Source organism: Paenibacillus kribbensis, assembly GCF_001705305.1.
In the GTDB taxonomy this organism is placed as follows: Bacteria; Bacillota; Bacilli; order Paenibacillales; family Paenibacillaceae; genus Paenibacillus; species Paenibacillus kribbensis_B.
This window is the reverse complement of record NZ_MCBP01000003.1, coordinates 545,155-562,248: the sequence shown is the minus strand read 5'-3', so window position 1 is coordinate 562,248 and position 17,094 is coordinate 545,155. Positions and strand designations below refer to the sequence as shown.

Sequence of the window (17,094 nt, the reverse complement as noted above, 5' to 3'; positions counted from 1 at the left end):
ACATCACGCCCTATTCCATTGTATTGGAACATCATTACATGGGGCTTGCTTTCGCCCTTAGATCAAACGTTCCACCCGTCTTCACTACAATATCCGACTTGATTCGGACATAGAACTTTTCCGCGCTGCCCTTGGCCAAGGTGCCATTAAAGGCTAATTCCTGAGCAGGTAGAAACGGAGTATCCGACATACTTAAATCAATTTCCATCCCTTTGGCTACCGTCGCACTATCAACCCATGTTTTAAGTTGATTCACCGGGAAATCAGCATTATTTTGCAACCATACTGGTTTAGGGGAAGAGGTTTGGCTGGCGACTAATGTACCGAACTCCAGGTAACGCAGCCGCTCTCCCGCATTATCCGTATAGTATTTGCCAAATTCATTACGGAAGCCGAGCAATGGCAGATCAAGGGGTAGAAGCTTCCTTAATGCAGGATAGCCGTCATTGTATTTGGGGTCCATCATCCATATGTCGTCAAAATTCCAGGCCGCATTGGAATAGGTTCCCCTGTACTTCATTTCACGGGTGGTCAAGCCTGATCCCCCTGTACCGGAAGTAGTCTTATATAATTCCTTATCAAAGTAATTATATGAAAAGGCTCCACTCCCTGCATAAATAAATCCATTCAATCCTGTGGAAGCAAATGCCTTGCCTAACGCGAGACATCGTCTTATCGTAAGGGTACCCGTGTTTCCACCAAATCCGCCTACTGTCACTCCATTTAACTCCGCATCTGTCCAGCAATCCTCCAATATAGAAGAACTAATACCGTAGCCTAAAAATCCCCCCAGATAATCCCCTGAACTTTCGCCTTTACCAGAGGCATAGCATCTGCGTATTATTCCATTACCAGTTAGATAGCCTGCAAACACTCCAGTGTAGCTTACTCCTACAACAGTTGTATTTACACTACAATCCTCTACGATTCCATCCGTAGTTACTTGTCCTACCAATCCGGCTCCATGACTTCCTTTACTTGTAATTTTGCAATAAGAAAATGTATCGGTATGGCAATTGCTAACGGTAGCTTGGGAAAGCTGGCCTGCTAATGCTGTTGTATAATGAAGCCCTGTAACATTACAATCAATGATATCCAGATTTTTGATCCACCCGCCCATCATGTAGCCAAACAGACTTACAAATGAATCATTGGGACGATAGATGAATAAGTTGGCAACACAGCGACCTCCACCATCAACATATCCTTTGAAATACGATTCTTTCCCCGTCAGATTAAAGCCAATGGGGTAAAATCCGCTATTTGTTTGGGATTGAGTCATTTTGATATCATCTTCAAATTTGAAATAAAATCCATTGCGGAACCAGCGCATTTGAGATAGATCAAACTCGGTCAGAATAAGGAAAGGATCCTCCTTGGTGCCTGTCCCGCTTGGGTATCGAATAAATTGACGATGCTCAGGATATCCCCCATTGTAATCCTGACTCATATGCCAATAATAAGAAAAATCCCAATTTTCAAAAGTAGATGCCGTTTTTAATTCTAACGTGAATTTGCCAATACCCGCTGCACTGGTTGGAACTCCGGAGGCTTCTATATCCCAGTAGCAATTTGTGATTGCAGAAGAATTGTTAGCGCCTATAAAACCTCCAATATTGCTTCTTTCCCGAGCTATTGTGATATCCTCGACCTTACCTGTTGAGTAACAATATGCAATTGAGAAACCGCCACTGTAATAATTTACATTTCCAATGAACCCTCCTGCAACATTGCTTGCGGATCGAACGTTACACTTATAATTATACGAATAATTAATGACTGAAATGCTGGCTGTTGAAATGCGGTGGTCTTGATATAGATGACCAATTAACCCGCCAACATACCCACCCTGACCTTCGACTACACCTGAAATAATATTACAGTTATATATTGAAGTATTCTCCGCATAACCTATTAAAGCTCCTGTGTGTGCCTTTTTATTACTGATGCTAGGATCAATTAATCTTAAATTACGGATTGTCGCGTATCTGGTAAACCCAAATAAACCAACATAAGCCCTGTCCTGATTCATGTACAAGCTTTTTATAGAGTAACCATTACCATCATACACACCTGTAAATAAAGAAGTACCAGAACCTATCGGAGTGAACCCCTCTCCACTCTGAAAGCTGCCCATGACAATATCTCTATCCTGCATATACCAGGCTCCGGGCTTCTTCCGTACATCATCCAAATCCTGTTCGGTAGAAACAATATAAGGATCCGCCTGCGTTCCACCACCACCGGAGAAATGGTCTACATAAATATAGGTCTGACCCTCTACCTTTTCGTAATAGGGTCTTACGCCGCCCGTCTCTTCCTTCGTCTTCACGTAGGTCAGCTCGGCAGTACCATCTTCATCCGCATCGCTGACTACATATACATCTGAGTAATCATCATAGGGTAACATAATCGTTCCGCTCAGCTTGGAGGCTCCATGCACATAAGCAAATTCACGGCCAAACGGGATCTGCTCACGGGTTTCCGCATCCAATACATGCTGCACCCGGTCTCTGCCCACGATGTCAATTCCCGTCGGATCGACGGTATCCAAAATAATCGTGGATGCTATTTTATTTTCATAAAAGGAATCAGCCAATTGCTTATATTCCTGATACATCTGCTCTTCATCAGGTGTTAATGTATAATTATCGTCCAGATTTTTTTCCTGGAGCTCTTCAAATTCTTCTCTGATGTTCTCCCAGCCGTTTGGAGTAAGGACTTCTACAGGATATGAATATATACTGAATATTGACTTTTTATTGATTTTATCCACTTCAATCGTATAATTACGAATTACTGAACCAGCCAATTCAATTCACCTCCGATATCGGGTTTTAATGGAGCACTGAATTCCTGTGTAACCAAGCCGTTTACCTTGACCTGTAATTTGCCATTCAGTTCCGTATTGGACACTAGTCTCAATGCCATATGAACGGGTGCGTTGAATGGAATCTTACAGATCGCTTTGACATGAAATTCAACCTGGTCAAACACGAGTGCCGCCTTATATCCAAAATTAAATTGGGTAATCGTACTGCTCATTACACCTTTTTCTCCTGCTGCAGCAGGGCTGTAGTTGGGTAACCCGGATGCCTCCGCATCCTTATATGCAATAATGTCTCTGTAGGATTGAAACACATTACCTGTCAGGTGATAGTCTTTGTCCGGCGTTGAATATACCAACTCCACCATCCTGCCAGCCAGTTTGAAAATACCGTCACTTTCAAAGAAGAAGGCCTGACCATGCCCAATCATACCAAAGCGGATCAATTTTTCTCTTTGAATGGTATAAAAGCTGTTTTCTGCCTGAGTGACAAAATCATACTCAGAAAGGTGAGTACCGTCCGCGTACTCACCTAGCCAAATAAAATCCTGTGACACAGGAGAATATCCGTTACATTGTGCAAACATAGATATTCTTCCTCCCATTGTATTGGATATCGGTTGTTAGACGTATTGATAGGCCACGCGTGTCAGAAAGTTGACATTACCTGCTGTGGCCGTAGCCGGAACGCTTGCTTGTAGTGTCACTTGTGTGTAATTGCCTTTGGAATTCCCTACGGAGCCATCGTTGATAACACCCAAAATTTCCTTGTTTCCCGGCGAAAAGGTTCCCTTGGAATTGACCGTATTCCCGCCAGCCTGAATGACTTTCGTTGCTGTCCCGCCAATTGAAGTAAAGCTGGACTCCCCCATACTATCTACACGTACCTGAATCCATGTATTCAGGACCAACTCACCACTATCTCCACCTGAGCTATCCTTGGTTGTAATGGTACAATTGGTCATGGTAGAAAAATCGTTATTTGCGTTCCCACGGTTATTCCAAATAAGTACACCCAAAGATGGGGAAGAAGATCCCGCGTCTATCGTCCCGATCTCCCATTTGGATAGTGTTGTTACGTTGTCTGTTTTAAGCCATGATACTGCTGGTGCTGGCATGTTTTTTCCTCCTTCATTTTAGAAAAGATAAAATAAAACCCTTCGCCACTTTTTTCATGGCATACTCAATATAAGTAACTTGCAATGAAAACTAACATTGTGCGGACATAAAACCTACAAAATTCTTTAGAGGTGGACACAAGTACACCCCTTAAATGCTGCGAATGAGCATGTACTCTTTCAGCGCTTCCAAGGGGTGCTGCTATAACTGATATAAAGAGCTATTTTTTCGGGAAAATAGAATTAGAGTTGCTTATTCAGCCTTTTGATACTGAATAAACAGAACATCCGGTACATTTTCGACAACCTTCAACGTATCTGGCGTAAAGTTAAAACCTGTAATCAATCCGCCTTCATCCTTGATATAGGTAAAGTTAATACCTGGTGTTTGGAGCTGCCCGTTGATGGCCAGACGTACCGTTTTATCTTTGGCTTTTCCCTTCTTTAGCGTGTATTCCGTCTCGCCCCCAACGGCTTCAAATACCTCTTCTTCAGCTGCCGCTTCGATCGTGCCCACTTTCACACTCAATGCTTTGAATGCAGCATCCGCAGCCTTTTCCAAATCAAGAATACGACCTTCCGCATTACCAAAAGCCCCTGCTTTGAAATAGCCGCTTGCGGAATCCGCATCCCGATCACTGATCCCATTCATCAAATCCTCAGAAGATTTCAAGCGCTTCGCTAAATTGCTGAGAGCAGCTTGTAAAGTCACTCCGCTATAGTTGGAATCTGTTGCAACCCCGATTAGTTGTGCGCCTGCAGCAGAAGCCAACCGATCCTGGATGGCCTGATCCGCATCTTTGCGATCCTGTACCTCCTGGCTAAGCTGGTCTTGAATTGAAACTCCCAGATTCGAATTACCGTCATTGTCGAGCGTGCCCGTCGAGCCATACACATCCTTCATCAACTGAATCAGGTTCATATAGGCTTTGGCATCGGTGGCCCCTTCCACGAAACCGCTACCGCCTCGAATAATTGCATCAGGAGGAATGACAGACAAATTCGTGCGAATTACAAAACGATAATCAATCTCGCCCGCTTTTGCATCAAATGTGTATGGCTGCTCTTTGCCCCCTTCTATACTATAAAATTTCAGAAGGAAGCTGCCTTTACTTTCTTCAAGACGACCATATACCACGTCAGAATCGCTGTCTCCGATCGGGCTGTCTGTACCTGCGGCGCGAAGCTGCACCTTCTCTGTCAGCACGACACCTTCCACTTTGTCTCCGGTCGAGACGGTTCTTGTGCCGATATCGCCCGATACATCCAGTTGTGTGCTGCCGGCAACCGCTTTTTTATTCACCTGTACAAATACATCAATCTTGGTGTCTTCCAAAATTTCACGGTGATTATGAAACTGGAGGTCAATGTACTTCTCTGCAATCTTATTCGCTTCATCAAAATGTTGATCCCGCAACAGTTTGTTGTTCAACTGCTCACCACGGAATCTGGCAATACCTCTCGTTCCTGCCATAACTCATCTCTCCTTGTCGGGATTTTGCAAATCCTCTTTTATGTTTTGTTACGAATGCAATATAAGTTTGCTTTATGCCTTCTTATCCGATATTGCAGTAATATTTTTTATATAGTAACGACGATTTCCAGCGTCAAGCCTCTTAATCCTTCACCTACTGCATGAGTGTTAATACGAAAATGATCGTTCTTGTGAATCATAGGATCAGAAAGAATATAAGGTAAATGACTCGTATTGCTGGATTTTTCACCTGCCTGGATGGTCAGGTTGCGACTGAGAATATTAGTCCAGCTCGGTAACGTTTCATAGTCGAGCTGTGAGCATTTTTCAATGGAAAACTCACTTTTACTTGTCCCGTATACTCCGCAAGAAGCATATATCTCCTTGATCTTCCCTTCAAACGGGAATCTCATTTCATATTTGCAGGGCCCTAGCGGAACCCGTTCCAGTACAAATACCATCGTTTTGGCCTCTGCCCGCTCTTGGATATAATCCAGCCTGTCATCCAACTGGTGAAACTGAACATCACGCTCCGTATATTTACGGGCCGAGACGATCTCTTCCTCCAACCTTTTGAACCTGAGATCATCAATACCGCTTCCGCCCCCCTGACGATACTCAGGCTTCCAGGTACGGATGTATATTTCATCATCCATCACAAGCGGAATGTGCTGTCCTGCCAGTGGATGCTCCTGCGGATAAATGCCCAAATCAAGACGAATCGTGTTTTCGTCTACTTCCTCATATCCGCCCTGAGCCAGCAAATGCTGCCCATTCAAATATACATCCAGCATCCTTGTACCCAATATATAAGGATGTGTCAGACGGATGTACAAGTCTTTATGCTTGTCCAGGTAGGCCTGATCCACAATAATCTCCTGTTCGTCCCAATAGATGATTTCATTTCCATATCTGCGCAACATCATCTTCGTACCTGCCAAAATCCAACACCTCCTTATACATGAGTAATATCCAAAATAAAATGAAGAGGCTTAATGCCAAAGTGCTCATTTTTGCGTTCTACCTTCATCCAGAATTTCATCCTGCCTTCGGGTGGCAGAGTCCCCATAGGGAGTCGCTGCATATAGTCCCCTTGCGGATGATCCGTTCCATCATCAAGGCTCAAATCCGCCCATTCATAGCCGAATTCCTCCAGATATTTCAGAATCCCCATCGAGATTTGCTCAGCCTGCTTATTTTTGGAGGGATTATATAGCTCCAATTGCACCTGAATGATATTGTCATACATCGTGCCCAGGTAGGTTTCCCCGCTTAAACTAAGCTCTTTATCCTTCCAAAGAACACGAAGATCGGTACCATACAGATACAGATCACCTCCATACATGTCCATAGCGCCAAGGCTGGATAAAAGGACGCCATTTTCATCATAGACTCTCAGCATTCCGCTAAAGGGTACGGTCGGAAGCTCCATTTGTACCCCTGTCCACGTGGGCTCTACTTTGGAGGAAGCAATGGCATATCCATCAGGATCGCATAAAAATACGGAATAGCCTTCCGGCAAATTTCCCAGCGTTATTTTGTTGCTTTTGCATAGCACAAGCCTGTCTAAACCGAGGTTCTCGTATTCATCACGTTGTGGATTTTTTAAGAGGACACCTATTTTTTCAGCCACCAGATCAGCCGAGTCAAATAGCTCCCACCCCAATCCGCGATTAGCATAAAAGGTCCATCGGTTACCCTTCTTCTCTGCCCGCCACCGGCTATACTCCCGAGTTGTCGTGTCCCTACTCTCCAGGAATTCCAGCCGATGGTAGCCATCCTGCCAGATGACAATCCCACCTTCATCGCCGTATGCAATAGGAACATAGTCAGCAGTAACTTCTAACAGCAGGGTAGGCTCATCCTTTGGTGCATCAAACAAAAGCATGGTTTCCTGTTCTGTGTGGGACATGATTAACTGCTGCAAGCCTGTATCCAGGGTACAAGCCGTTGTCGGAGATAATTGGTAGCGGGAATGAATTTCTCCACTTTGGAACGTGTCATCAAAAATCAATCCACTCCATTTCTTGTAAATCCCCATGAGATTTCTATCACCTACCTTGTCTTCTTCCAGTTCCAGATGTTCCAAGAAGCGATCTTGCCCATAATCATCCATATTTTTCGTTTAGGCATGACCGGTATCGATTGATTCGTAGCTTCGGATGGGGCCTCAATCACGGTCTTCAAGATTTTATGACGCTTGGCCGACTCTGGAGCTTCGATACGAACAGCAGCTGTTTTTTTCAAACGAATACCTTCTTCTGCATCTGTAATCTGTGTCTTTATTACCTTTTTCTTTCTGGCAGCTTGTTGATGCTCATTCTCGATATTTGTAGACACGACCTTCTTCTTGCGAGTACCTTTAGATATAGCATGCAGCTCGGTTTCTTCTATTTTAAAAACAGGCTCTGCAGCTGTATGAGCAGGTATCACTGCTGGCAGCGTTTTTTCGTTGGCTTGGCCTTGTTCCAGCTCCGGCATATCCACCATTTTGCTGATATCTCCTAGTTGGGCAGCTTCAAGACCATCTCTGACACCGATGTATTCCTTCTCCTCACCACTGGCACGTTCCTGATGAATCCATATTGCTTCAAGCACATTTTCAACCTGGTTACCTGTTCCATTCGTCTGCTCAACCACAGTCTCATTCGTTCTCATGATGCTATTTGCCCGGTCGATCTCATCTATAATCGTCTCTTGAACAGATGCCACCATGACTGCTTTCTCTCCATCAAGGAAGATAGCATCGGACACCTGATGTTGCCCCTGATGGTCAGCGCAAATGCCGGTATGGATTACACCTGTTTGAATATCCTCATGGACAGACGCGCGCTCAGACGAAGTAACATCCGCTTGCTTCGTCTGCTCCAAAAGCTCGCTGGCTTTGATCTCATGCCGAACGGCTTCCAGGCTTACGATGCTTACACGTTCAGATGGAGCCAGCGCGACTTCCTCCGCCTCCAGGCTTTCTATACTTGTCCGCTCTGCTGGATGCAACGCCACATTTTTGGCTTCCAATTCGCCAATATACTGTGCGCTTTCCAGTGGCCCTGATTCCGCTGCATCAAAATTCCCAGTGCTCATGGCTGCCCTCTCCAAATGACGATATTCACCATCCAGAAGGGATTGAGGAAGAATCCCCTGCTCCATAGACTCCGTAACACCTGTAGTGCTGGAGAAGGTTCTGCCTGTTTCCATATCCTGTATCGTGACATTCGTACTCTCCGAGCTAGGATGTGCCTTATCCAACGCCTGGATTTCGGCTTCGGCAGACATATGTCTTTCTGCATCTCCCATCGCATGATATGCACCTTCGAAGGAAGAGAAGGAGTTACCAGATTCGGAGTTGATAAGCAGCCCCTCTTCAGCGGAAGACCTGCTTCCTTGCTCAGCGTTTGTTTGCAGCGTTCCTTCGGTATGCTCGATATGGGCTTGATCCGAACGAGTCTGGATAGCTTCCAGCGTGCCACTGGCCAATGATGTTTCCAACTGATGAATGACACTATCTGTAATTAGACTCATTGAAGTCTGGGTTGTTCCTTCCTTCACAGCCTCTGCCACAATATTTTCAATACCTGCTTCAATCAGTTCCATCGCCTGCTCACCATACATAATCCGGAGCATTCGAGCCATCTTGCTGATTTCAGGAGACTCTGCCATGATTTCTCTCAAAACATCGGCTGCAAGCAACTCTTCATACTGCCCCTCGAACTCCAATCCATTTAAACGTGCAGAACCAAGGTCGTCCAACTCTCCTTCTTGGCTCACGAATACCCGCTCTCCACGCTGAGATTCGTCTAACGTTGCGTGATGTTCAGGGACACCAGAACTTAAATGCTCATTGTCAGCATCTGTGGAGGAATGGATAAAGGCTGTAATGCTTCGCTCCTCTGGCACAATTTTAGAGTCATCATATGCTGAAGCTACTCTATATCGATCTGGACTGGCAGGACAGACTTGTTCATTATTGTAGCTGGCTACGCTCGTGAATTCGTTGGAACTGTACTGGCCTGAGGATGCGAGGCTACCTGTAACCGTTTCGGTCTGTACACCTATCTTCCTGTCAGAGAACTCCATACTTCCTGCTGCCGAATGGCCTTGAAGCCCTTCCAGTGAGCCGCCGTTCGAAGTCTCCTGCATTCGATGAATTGCACTTTCAATCGTGTTTGGTGCAGCTGGTACATCGACGTGCTGCAAGCCCTCTGGCAGGTTATTTTCCATTCCCGCTTCGACCTGTTCTATCGCGTGCTCGCCATATACAGAACGGATACCTTCAGATAACGTGCCCATCTCGGGTGGCCCGGTGACCGATCCCATCGTCGGGTCTGCTGTAATGGACGAAGTGTTCTCCGGTTGTATAGAAAATACGCCATGCTCCGCCTTCAGCATGCCTTGGGGCTCAGCAGCATCTGGAAGATATATACGATTACCTGTCGCGGACTCATGAATCATCATGAACTTGTCCTGTTTCAACTCCGTTGCGCGCATTCGTTCATGCCCAGCACCAGTGCCAGAACGCATCGATGCAGCAGTGCTATATTCGTTGGTGGAATCCATAAATTGGCGCTGTTTTACAAGCATCTGCCAATCTATGACAGTATCCTCGCTTTTGTCGGACTTCGCAGGACGTGCTTCCACGGGAGCGTTATCATGCTTGGCACTAGCCTCTGTCTCCAGCACATCATCAGGAGTAGTCCCGACTACCCGTTCAAGCTTTCCGGCTCTGGTTAAAGCGTTGATTTCATCCGAATCCAATATCTGTTCCTTCACACCAGACTCTGATGTCTCAATCAGGGCATCCCGAATATCGGTTCGATGGGGCAAGGCCTCACTTGCTGGTTGGAAAATAGATTCCATCGCAAAGCTTTCAGCCGCGACTGGCAGTTCTACCACCGCTTCTCGATCCTGAAATATCTGTTGAATAACCGTCTGTTGCCTAGCGGTATCTCCCTGCGTCACAGTTTCTCCGTGAATTGCAGACTCTGAAGAAGGCGATCCGTTACCCTGACGCTGCTCAGATTCAGAGCCTGCATCAAGAACCCCCTCATAGACGGGTAACGTCTTCGCGAATTCATAAGCATCATTTGAAGTCTCTACCTGTGGCCTCATCTGGGAGACTGTATCTTCTCCCTGCACCGCATTAACAATGAAATCAGCCTGAATGGACTTCTGCTGATCTCCCTGCTGTATAGAATCTGCATGTTCCATGGAATGGATCTTGCCGCCCATTTTCCAACGAGCCTCTGACGCTGTGAAACGTGAAGGCTGCTGCGCCTTCTGTCTGATTTCTCCTCTAAAATGCCTGTGAATATCGGATAAGTAAGATACAATGGTCGAGTGAACGGCTTCCACGGTTTGACCCTCGAATTCACCAGCAATCGCTGCCTCTCTCCAATCTCCCCCGAATAAACTTGTAGCGGAATAAGGAGCTTTGGATGCATTCTTTAACGTATCCTGCCTCAGCGTTCGGTACGTACTATTCACAGGAGCAGACAGATGGTAACGCGTATCCCGCTGTGTATCCAAGATCATGTCTGTACCAAATGCCAGTTCATAGCCCTTTTTAGAAAAAAGGGCGGTGATACTGATCAGGTAAGATTTTTTACCGTCCAGCATGTCACCGCCGACCTCCTTTAACCCTGTAGGTTAACTGTTCTTAACAAGCGTTTCCTTCAGAATACCCAAGCCGATCGGAGCGAATGGACTAATGGTAGCCAACGTGAACGGACTCACAGGTGTATCCGCCAAGGTGTAACGGTAAATCTGCTTGTACTCGTAGGTGGCCAAAACCTCTTCATCCGCTTTCGGTGCTTTGCCATCCAGGAATGTGATTCGCTTGGTTTCCAAATCCAATGTGTAATCCGTGCCGAATTTGACCTCAACACAATTCACTTTGATTACCAGATTGAATGGTGTACCATCATCTTTTAAGGAAGGCTGATGAGATAAATGGAACACCTTGTTTTTTCCATCACCTGTGCCCAGAATTTCATGATCTGTCGTCTCTACAACCTCCAGCTCATCGAGCTGAGAGATATTTTTCGGATGAACAGCATAGCACTCATCCAGCTTACCGACAAAGCCGTCATTTGGATGAACCACATACATAGGAGAAATATGGTATTTCCCGCTGTACACCGAAGGATTGAACCGGGACTCACCCGCGTCCACCTGTTTGTCATGTGTAATGAAGGCGAGATAATGCTGCTGGTAATACGTTCCGCCAATGGACTGTTGGAGCTGTACCGAGCTGTTACCGTTCGAGGTATTCAGTCCATAGTCTACGTATGTGGCACCGAGCTTCATATCCTTTCTCCATTTCACTTCGTCCTTTTCCCGGCATCCGGAGATCAGAACGTGATTTTTTCTAGGCGATTTGCCAAGCGTGGTCATTTTGCCAATATAAAGTGGTGCAAAGTATGTGTTCTCAGGACCCGAGGTAGGATCGGGACGCAGAAACATGACAATACGGTCTTTGTTGAAGTTTCCCCAATAATATATGCTGGAGTCTCGCTGCCAGCCCCGGGTATAATTATCCAGTGAAGTAAAGGACAAGGCTGTTGGCAATGAAGGATAAATATAGTAAATACAGGAGTATACAGCGTCCATTAAGCTCGCTCCGGAATCCGGGTCAAAGTTCCGGGCAGTCACATCCCCGAAATTAATCATTTCTGATCCTGTACCCGCCAGTACTCTGATATAAGAAGCGTGAAGCTCACTGCCAGCGTCCGGTGCTTTAACTGTGGTTGGGATTTTAATCGTATTGGTTGCGTAGTCAACCGTAAAATCGGTAGGAGAAACCTCCACCTGATTAATATATAGCCGGACGCTTCCTGCCTTGATGGTCGTGTCAGCAGGGATTTTAAATTCTCGACGAGTTCCATCTCCATCAGGAAGAATGGATTCTGGATCACCTACCCTGATTCCGTTATTGACAGCTTCTACAATTTTTTCCGAGCGTACATCATCGAAGGTAAAGAAAAATAATCGCTTGGGCAGACTCGGAGCATTCGCAGCAGGCGCATAGGATACGGTAAATTGATCGCTTGCCAGTGCTGCCTTATTGAGCTTAAATACGCCACTGTAAGGTTCAAAGGTATATTCCGTCTTTTGAACGAATACACCATTTTTATATAACATCTCAGAATCCGGCTCTACAGGACGTACAACGACCTGCAATTGCGTGTCACTGCCTTCTACCCGCTTAGCCTCCCCAAGCACGGAGTTTTGCGAGATGAAGTCCATCTCCCCCGGCTGCTTGACCGTCCCACCGTAACCAAAAGCCATACCGAAGTTACGTGTCTGACCGTCACTGCCCGTGGATCTGAACAATCGAACGTCAGCGAATTTGGTCGCCGTATTTCTAGGGTTCCCGGTTACTGCCCGGTATTTAATAAACGTGTTCCAGCCATGAGCATTGAATTGTTTCTCCAATTCCTGCGGAAACAGTTGAAAAGTAGCATCTCCATCAAACCACGACACAATCAATCACCTCTAATATTAGATTAGCCAAGCTACACTACAGGGTAGTTGGTTTTATTTTTTTCTATTTCCGCTTCTAATCGATTACTACACCGGACATTTAACCAAATATTTCCATGATGTAGATTCGGTATTTGAGCTTACGACTACCTTGATGGTCGTCACTCCATTAACTGGCTTATAGTCGAACTCCAGTTTGCCCGTATTAGAAACGAGACCACCTGTAGTAGCGACTACTTCATTCTGATAATACACATCCATTCGGTCAGCCTGAGTGTACATATCGTATTCAATGACCACTTTGCCTGGTTCAGAGCCCATTTCATGATTCTTCTCTGTAAGCTTTCCTCCCCCGGATTCATTCACCTCACCACATTGTATAGTGTCCGGTGGTAAGGGAGTCGGGGCTGGTTTTATTTCATTTCCTTCATCATCTACTGTGTTCACATACAAGCCAATGCCCGCAGGCCTGAACTGAGTACCTGGTTTTTTGGTCAATGGGGAAATTCCCTCTACCAGGAAGTAACGGTATACATCAAATTCATCAGGACAGTGGGTCCGCTTGACTCTTAATTTGTTGGCATTAAAGGAAAAGGCCGCCAGGGAGATCGTATCTTTTAACGTACCACGCACACCCTCTTCGGGGTGAATAACGTATACTTTGGAAGTATGCACCTTCCCGCTGTAACGAGAAGGATTGAAAGTGTACTTGTACAAAGGATTTTCAGCATTATTCCAGGCTCGCGGATAATCCTTCTTGCCGTCAACCGAAGTTCTGGCCGGCGGCATGAGATTAGGTGGCGAATTCCAGGAAAGATAATGGGCTTGATATCTCGCACCCTGCTTGGCGCGATTTACCATAATATTATCCAGACCGTTAGCCGGGAAGTTAGGATATGATTTTAATAATGGCATAATATGGGGCTGTCTGGATGTAGTATCGTCAAAGTCAAACGTAGCGACTCCATTCACCGTATCCCTGATCGGAACGGTTCCTGCAAATAACGCATATACGTTATCGCCTTCCTCGACCGGGTCCAGCTTGCCAAAGTAGAGCGGAATGATCGGAACCAGATTGTTTTCCGGAGCCGGTACATTATCACACTGAATGGTAAAAAAGAAATTCGTGTCTGAAAGAGTCCCTTTCACAGCAATTTCAGAATCACTCCACCAGTTTGTATTTTGGACAGGGTAGTTAAAAGAGTTGTTGTAGTAAGACTCCATCAGCTTGTAGCGCAGACCTGCTTGCATGATTGGAGACTGCATTCGTGCGCCTTCTGCTTTGGTCACTGTAAACATTGGACTGCTGGTCGTTGTCTTCCAGGCAGATTCCTCTACTTCAATATCCAGCGCTGCTCGAAGCTGTCCGGCTTCAGAATTATCGTTCCAGGCCAGTACAAGATCCGCACCGTCTGGCTTTAATCCTTTCAAATCCTCCAGCATGTACACATATAAAGTATGGGAAAGACGGTATTTGCGGAATTCATTCGTTGCCCATTCCCCAAACTGCTTGTAGGAATCTTTATCCGGGCGCTTCACATAATCAGCCAATCGAGGGTACCATGTTCCGGCGATGGCGATACCGAAGCTTTGATTTTCCTTATTGGAATATATAAAATGTTCGGCAACCGTAATCCGGAAATTTGTATAGTTCCTCACTAAATCCGAGGGATGGGTAATATTGGCATCAAAAATGACCCTTTTGTAATTGGCCGCGACTTTCCAGCCTGCGGTAGCCAGCAGCTCTCCCATACGGGGCTGTAAGTCCGCTTCTGTTACTTTTGGAGTAAATGCTGCTGCTGTCGTATCAATGAATGACATTTGTTTCTCCCCTTTCTTTGAATTACGATTGTGTTCTTTGCTACTTAACTACGTCGATGTCCGCTGACGCCGTCCCTGTCTGCCCCAATTCATTCGTTAAGGTGAAGGTTACGGTATACTTCCCCTCTTTATGAAAAGTAAAGCGGGCATTATTCACCGTACGACCTTCTGGATTCGCGCCATCTGAAGCAAACCAGTTGGAGATAAGTATCGGTGAATGCTTGTTATAGGAAGATATCAATTCCACTCCCTCCCCGACATGGACAGAGATATGGGACGGAGTTAGGGATACAACGAACGGAGGCGGCGAAATAGGCAGCCGTTTTTCCGGTCTTCGAAGATTTCCAGCCTTCAAAATACCGATGCCCGCTGGTCGATAAGGTGTCGCTGCCCGTTTGGTCAACGGTGATATGCCCTCCGTCAGATAATAAGAATACGTCTGATGCTTAGGGCCCTCTCCATCGTTGCAGTGCTCATCAACGGCCTCCAGCTCATCCCCGTTCATTATAGTTAAGGGCGACAGTAAAATAACATTTCGTAGTGTTCCATGCATACCATCTTCCGGATGTATTAATAAGGCTCTCGAAGAATGTACCTGTTCAGTGTAGCGGGATGGATTAAACTCATATTGATAGGCATTGCTCATATCGCTGTTGTTCCAGGCTCGGACATGCTTGGCTCCCGTCGTGTCCTCCCGCAAGGGAGGCATCCTGTTCGATGGAACATTCCAGGCAAAATAGTACGATTGATAACGCGCACCATACTTTGTTCTCTTCACCATGACAGAATCAATACCGTTACTCGGGTGAGCAGAATATTCTTTTAAGATCGGCATAAGCACATCCTGATGCCGTTTGGGATCTGTATCATCATAGTCAAACCGGGCCGATTGACTGAGCGCATTCTCTAAACTCAAGCCGTCTTTTGCAAATGCAGTCCCTGCGAATAGAGCAGCTGTAGCACCCGCGTTTTCTGTATAGATTTGAAAATCCACCCAGACCCTTGCGGAAACAGGACTAAAACCATTAACTCCGGAAGAAGAAACCACTTCCAAGTCGAATGAATTTTTACCATCCACCCCGTATACAGAGAACTCTCCTAGGTACTCTGCCTGATCTCTGGAATTGACAGGGGTGTGGGCTTCTGTGGTTCGCAGCTTTACAAGCTCCTGACCTGCAATACGCAGAGATATATAGTCTGACTCCGCAGCCACATCTCCCGATAACCACACCTTCATCGTCGATCCCGTATTAACCATAGGACTATCCGAGAAAAAGGTTGCTTTGCGAGATTCGTCCCCACTATTCAGTTCAAACATGCGACTCTCGTTCATTATTGAATTGGTATTGCTCATGATATCAAAATCCCCCATGTAGATCGGGATCGAAGGTACTGCATTACGCTCCCAGGCAGGTGCTGTATCTGCCAGCAAAACCAGCATGACAGACTTTCCATCCACGTAGCCTCTAAGCTGGACCTTGCTGTCCTGCCACCAGTTGGTGAATTTCACATTCATGGAGGCTACCTGTTCATAACGATCCAGTTGCGGAATCCGCGTCCGCGAAGCAACGTAAGGAGATTGATAAAATTGAGGAAATTGATGCGTGATCCTGAACTGAAGCGCTTGGGTTTCCTCATGCAGCCCCCACATAGAGGATTGAATCTCTACGTCCAAAGCGAGCCGCTTAAAATCAGCGGGTTGTTCCCAGCCCACAATCATTCTGCTCGTATTCACGAACTTTTCCAATTGATAAAAATACATCGTATGACGCTCAAACAGGTTGTCCTCTTCGACCTTCTGGACAGCCCAAGAGAATATACCATCAGATTGCGGCTCCAACTGCGTTCCCCAACCGGCATGGTTCCTGTGAATAGCGAAAGGGATTTTTGAGCCTGTATTGTGCAGCTTTTCCTTCACACTGCCCAGCATGGCCAGACCAAAAAGATGCCCCGATACATTTCGCAAAATATAGTGCTTGGCTACAACAAATTCAAATTCCTCCGAGCCGTTCAGATCACTATAATAAACAGCGGCCTCTCCTGAAACTCCCGACGCGAAGGTAATGCGTTGTCCGCCATCCTTTTTCTCTTCTGCTGAATAATAGGAAGATGGCATAAGCTCGCCATCCAAATACAGATAATAGTCATCCTTATGCGCAAGCTTGGGAATATCTACATAGGAGCTCGCGAGTGGAAGAGAGAAGTGCTGAATCGCAGGTTTGGTCAATCTGCTTGAATACACGACCTTATGAAATTCATCCACAATGTCCCATCCATTTTTAGAACAAAGGGTCACGATCTGGCCCAACAGCTGGTCTTCGTTCACGAGCATTTCCAACCAGGGACTATCCTCTCGCATGATGCTTCACCTC

The 17,094-nt window shown here is 46.0% G+C and carries 10 protein-coding genes; all 10 read right to left on the bottom strand.

Going from position 1 to position 17,094, the window contains the following annotated elements:
• Window positions 1-34: 34 nt before the first annotated feature.
• The 10 genes from BAZ21_RS08495 to BAZ21_RS08450 all read right to left on the bottom strand — a co-directional run bounded on the left by BAZ21_RS08495 (window position 35) and on the right by BAZ21_RS08450 (window position 17,081).
• Window positions 35-2,812 (bottom strand): filamentous hemagglutinin, encoded by a 2,778-nt coding sequence (locus tag BAZ21_RS08495; RefSeq protein WP_068498942.1) that lies wholly within the window; start codon window positions 2,810-2,812, stop codon window positions 35-37.
• Window positions 2,797-3,414: a hypothetical protein gene (locus BAZ21_RS08490; protein WP_068498941.1), complete on the bottom strand. Its 618-nt coding sequence runs from the start codon at window positions 3,412-3,414 to the stop codon at window positions 2,797-2,799. Before BAZ21_RS08490 ends, BAZ21_RS08495 begins: the two co-directional genes overlap by 16 nt.
• Before the next feature lie 36 nt (window positions 3,415-3,450).
• Window positions 3,451-3,945, bottom strand: a complete 495-nt coding sequence (locus BAZ21_RS08485) for a hypothetical protein (RefSeq protein ID WP_010349351.1) — start codon at window positions 3,943-3,945, stop codon at window positions 3,451-3,453.
• A 253-nt stretch (window positions 3,946-4,198) separates the two neighbouring features.
• Window positions 4,199-5,419 carry a hypothetical protein gene (locus BAZ21_RS08480; protein ID WP_068498939.1) on the bottom strand — a complete coding sequence of 407 codons (1,221 nt, stop codon included), beginning with the start codon at window positions 5,417-5,419 and terminating at the stop codon, window positions 4,199-4,201.
• A 107-nt stretch (window positions 5,420-5,526) separates the two neighbouring features.
• On the bottom strand, window positions 5,527-6,360 hold the full coding sequence (locus BAZ21_RS08475; protein ID WP_068498937.1) for a hypothetical protein: 834 nt from the start codon (window positions 6,358-6,360) through the stop codon (window positions 5,527-5,529).
• A 14-nt stretch (window positions 6,361-6,374) separates the two neighbouring features.
• Window positions 6,375-7,460, bottom strand: a complete 1,086-nt coding sequence (locus BAZ21_RS08470) for a cell adhesion protein (RefSeq protein WP_176718124.1) — start codon at window positions 7,458-7,460, stop codon at window positions 6,375-6,377.
• 14 nt (window positions 7,461-7,474) lie between these two features.
• Window positions 7,475-11,035 (bottom strand): hypothetical protein, encoded by a 3,561-nt coding sequence (locus BAZ21_RS08465; protein ID WP_068498934.1) that lies wholly within the window; start codon window positions 11,033-11,035, stop codon window positions 7,475-7,477.
• A gap of 30 nt (window positions 11,036-11,065) precedes the next feature.
• Window positions 11,066-12,901, bottom strand: a complete 1,836-nt coding sequence (locus tag BAZ21_RS08460) for a hypothetical protein (RefSeq protein ID WP_068498932.1) — start codon at window positions 12,899-12,901, stop codon at window positions 11,066-11,068.
• Between the two features lie 87 nt (window positions 12,902-12,988).
• The gene (locus tag BAZ21_RS08455) at window positions 12,989-14,722 is read right to left on the bottom strand and encodes a hypothetical protein (protein WP_068498930.1); all 1,734 of its coding nucleotides are present in this window, start codon (window positions 14,720-14,722) and stop codon (window positions 12,989-12,991) included.
• Window positions 14,723-14,762: 40 nt separating this feature from the next.
• Window positions 14,763-17,081 (bottom strand): PKD domain-containing protein, encoded by a 2,319-nt coding sequence (locus BAZ21_RS08450; protein WP_068498928.1) that lies wholly within the window; start codon window positions 17,079-17,081, stop codon window positions 14,763-14,765.
• Window positions 17,082-17,094 lie beyond the last annotated feature (13 nt).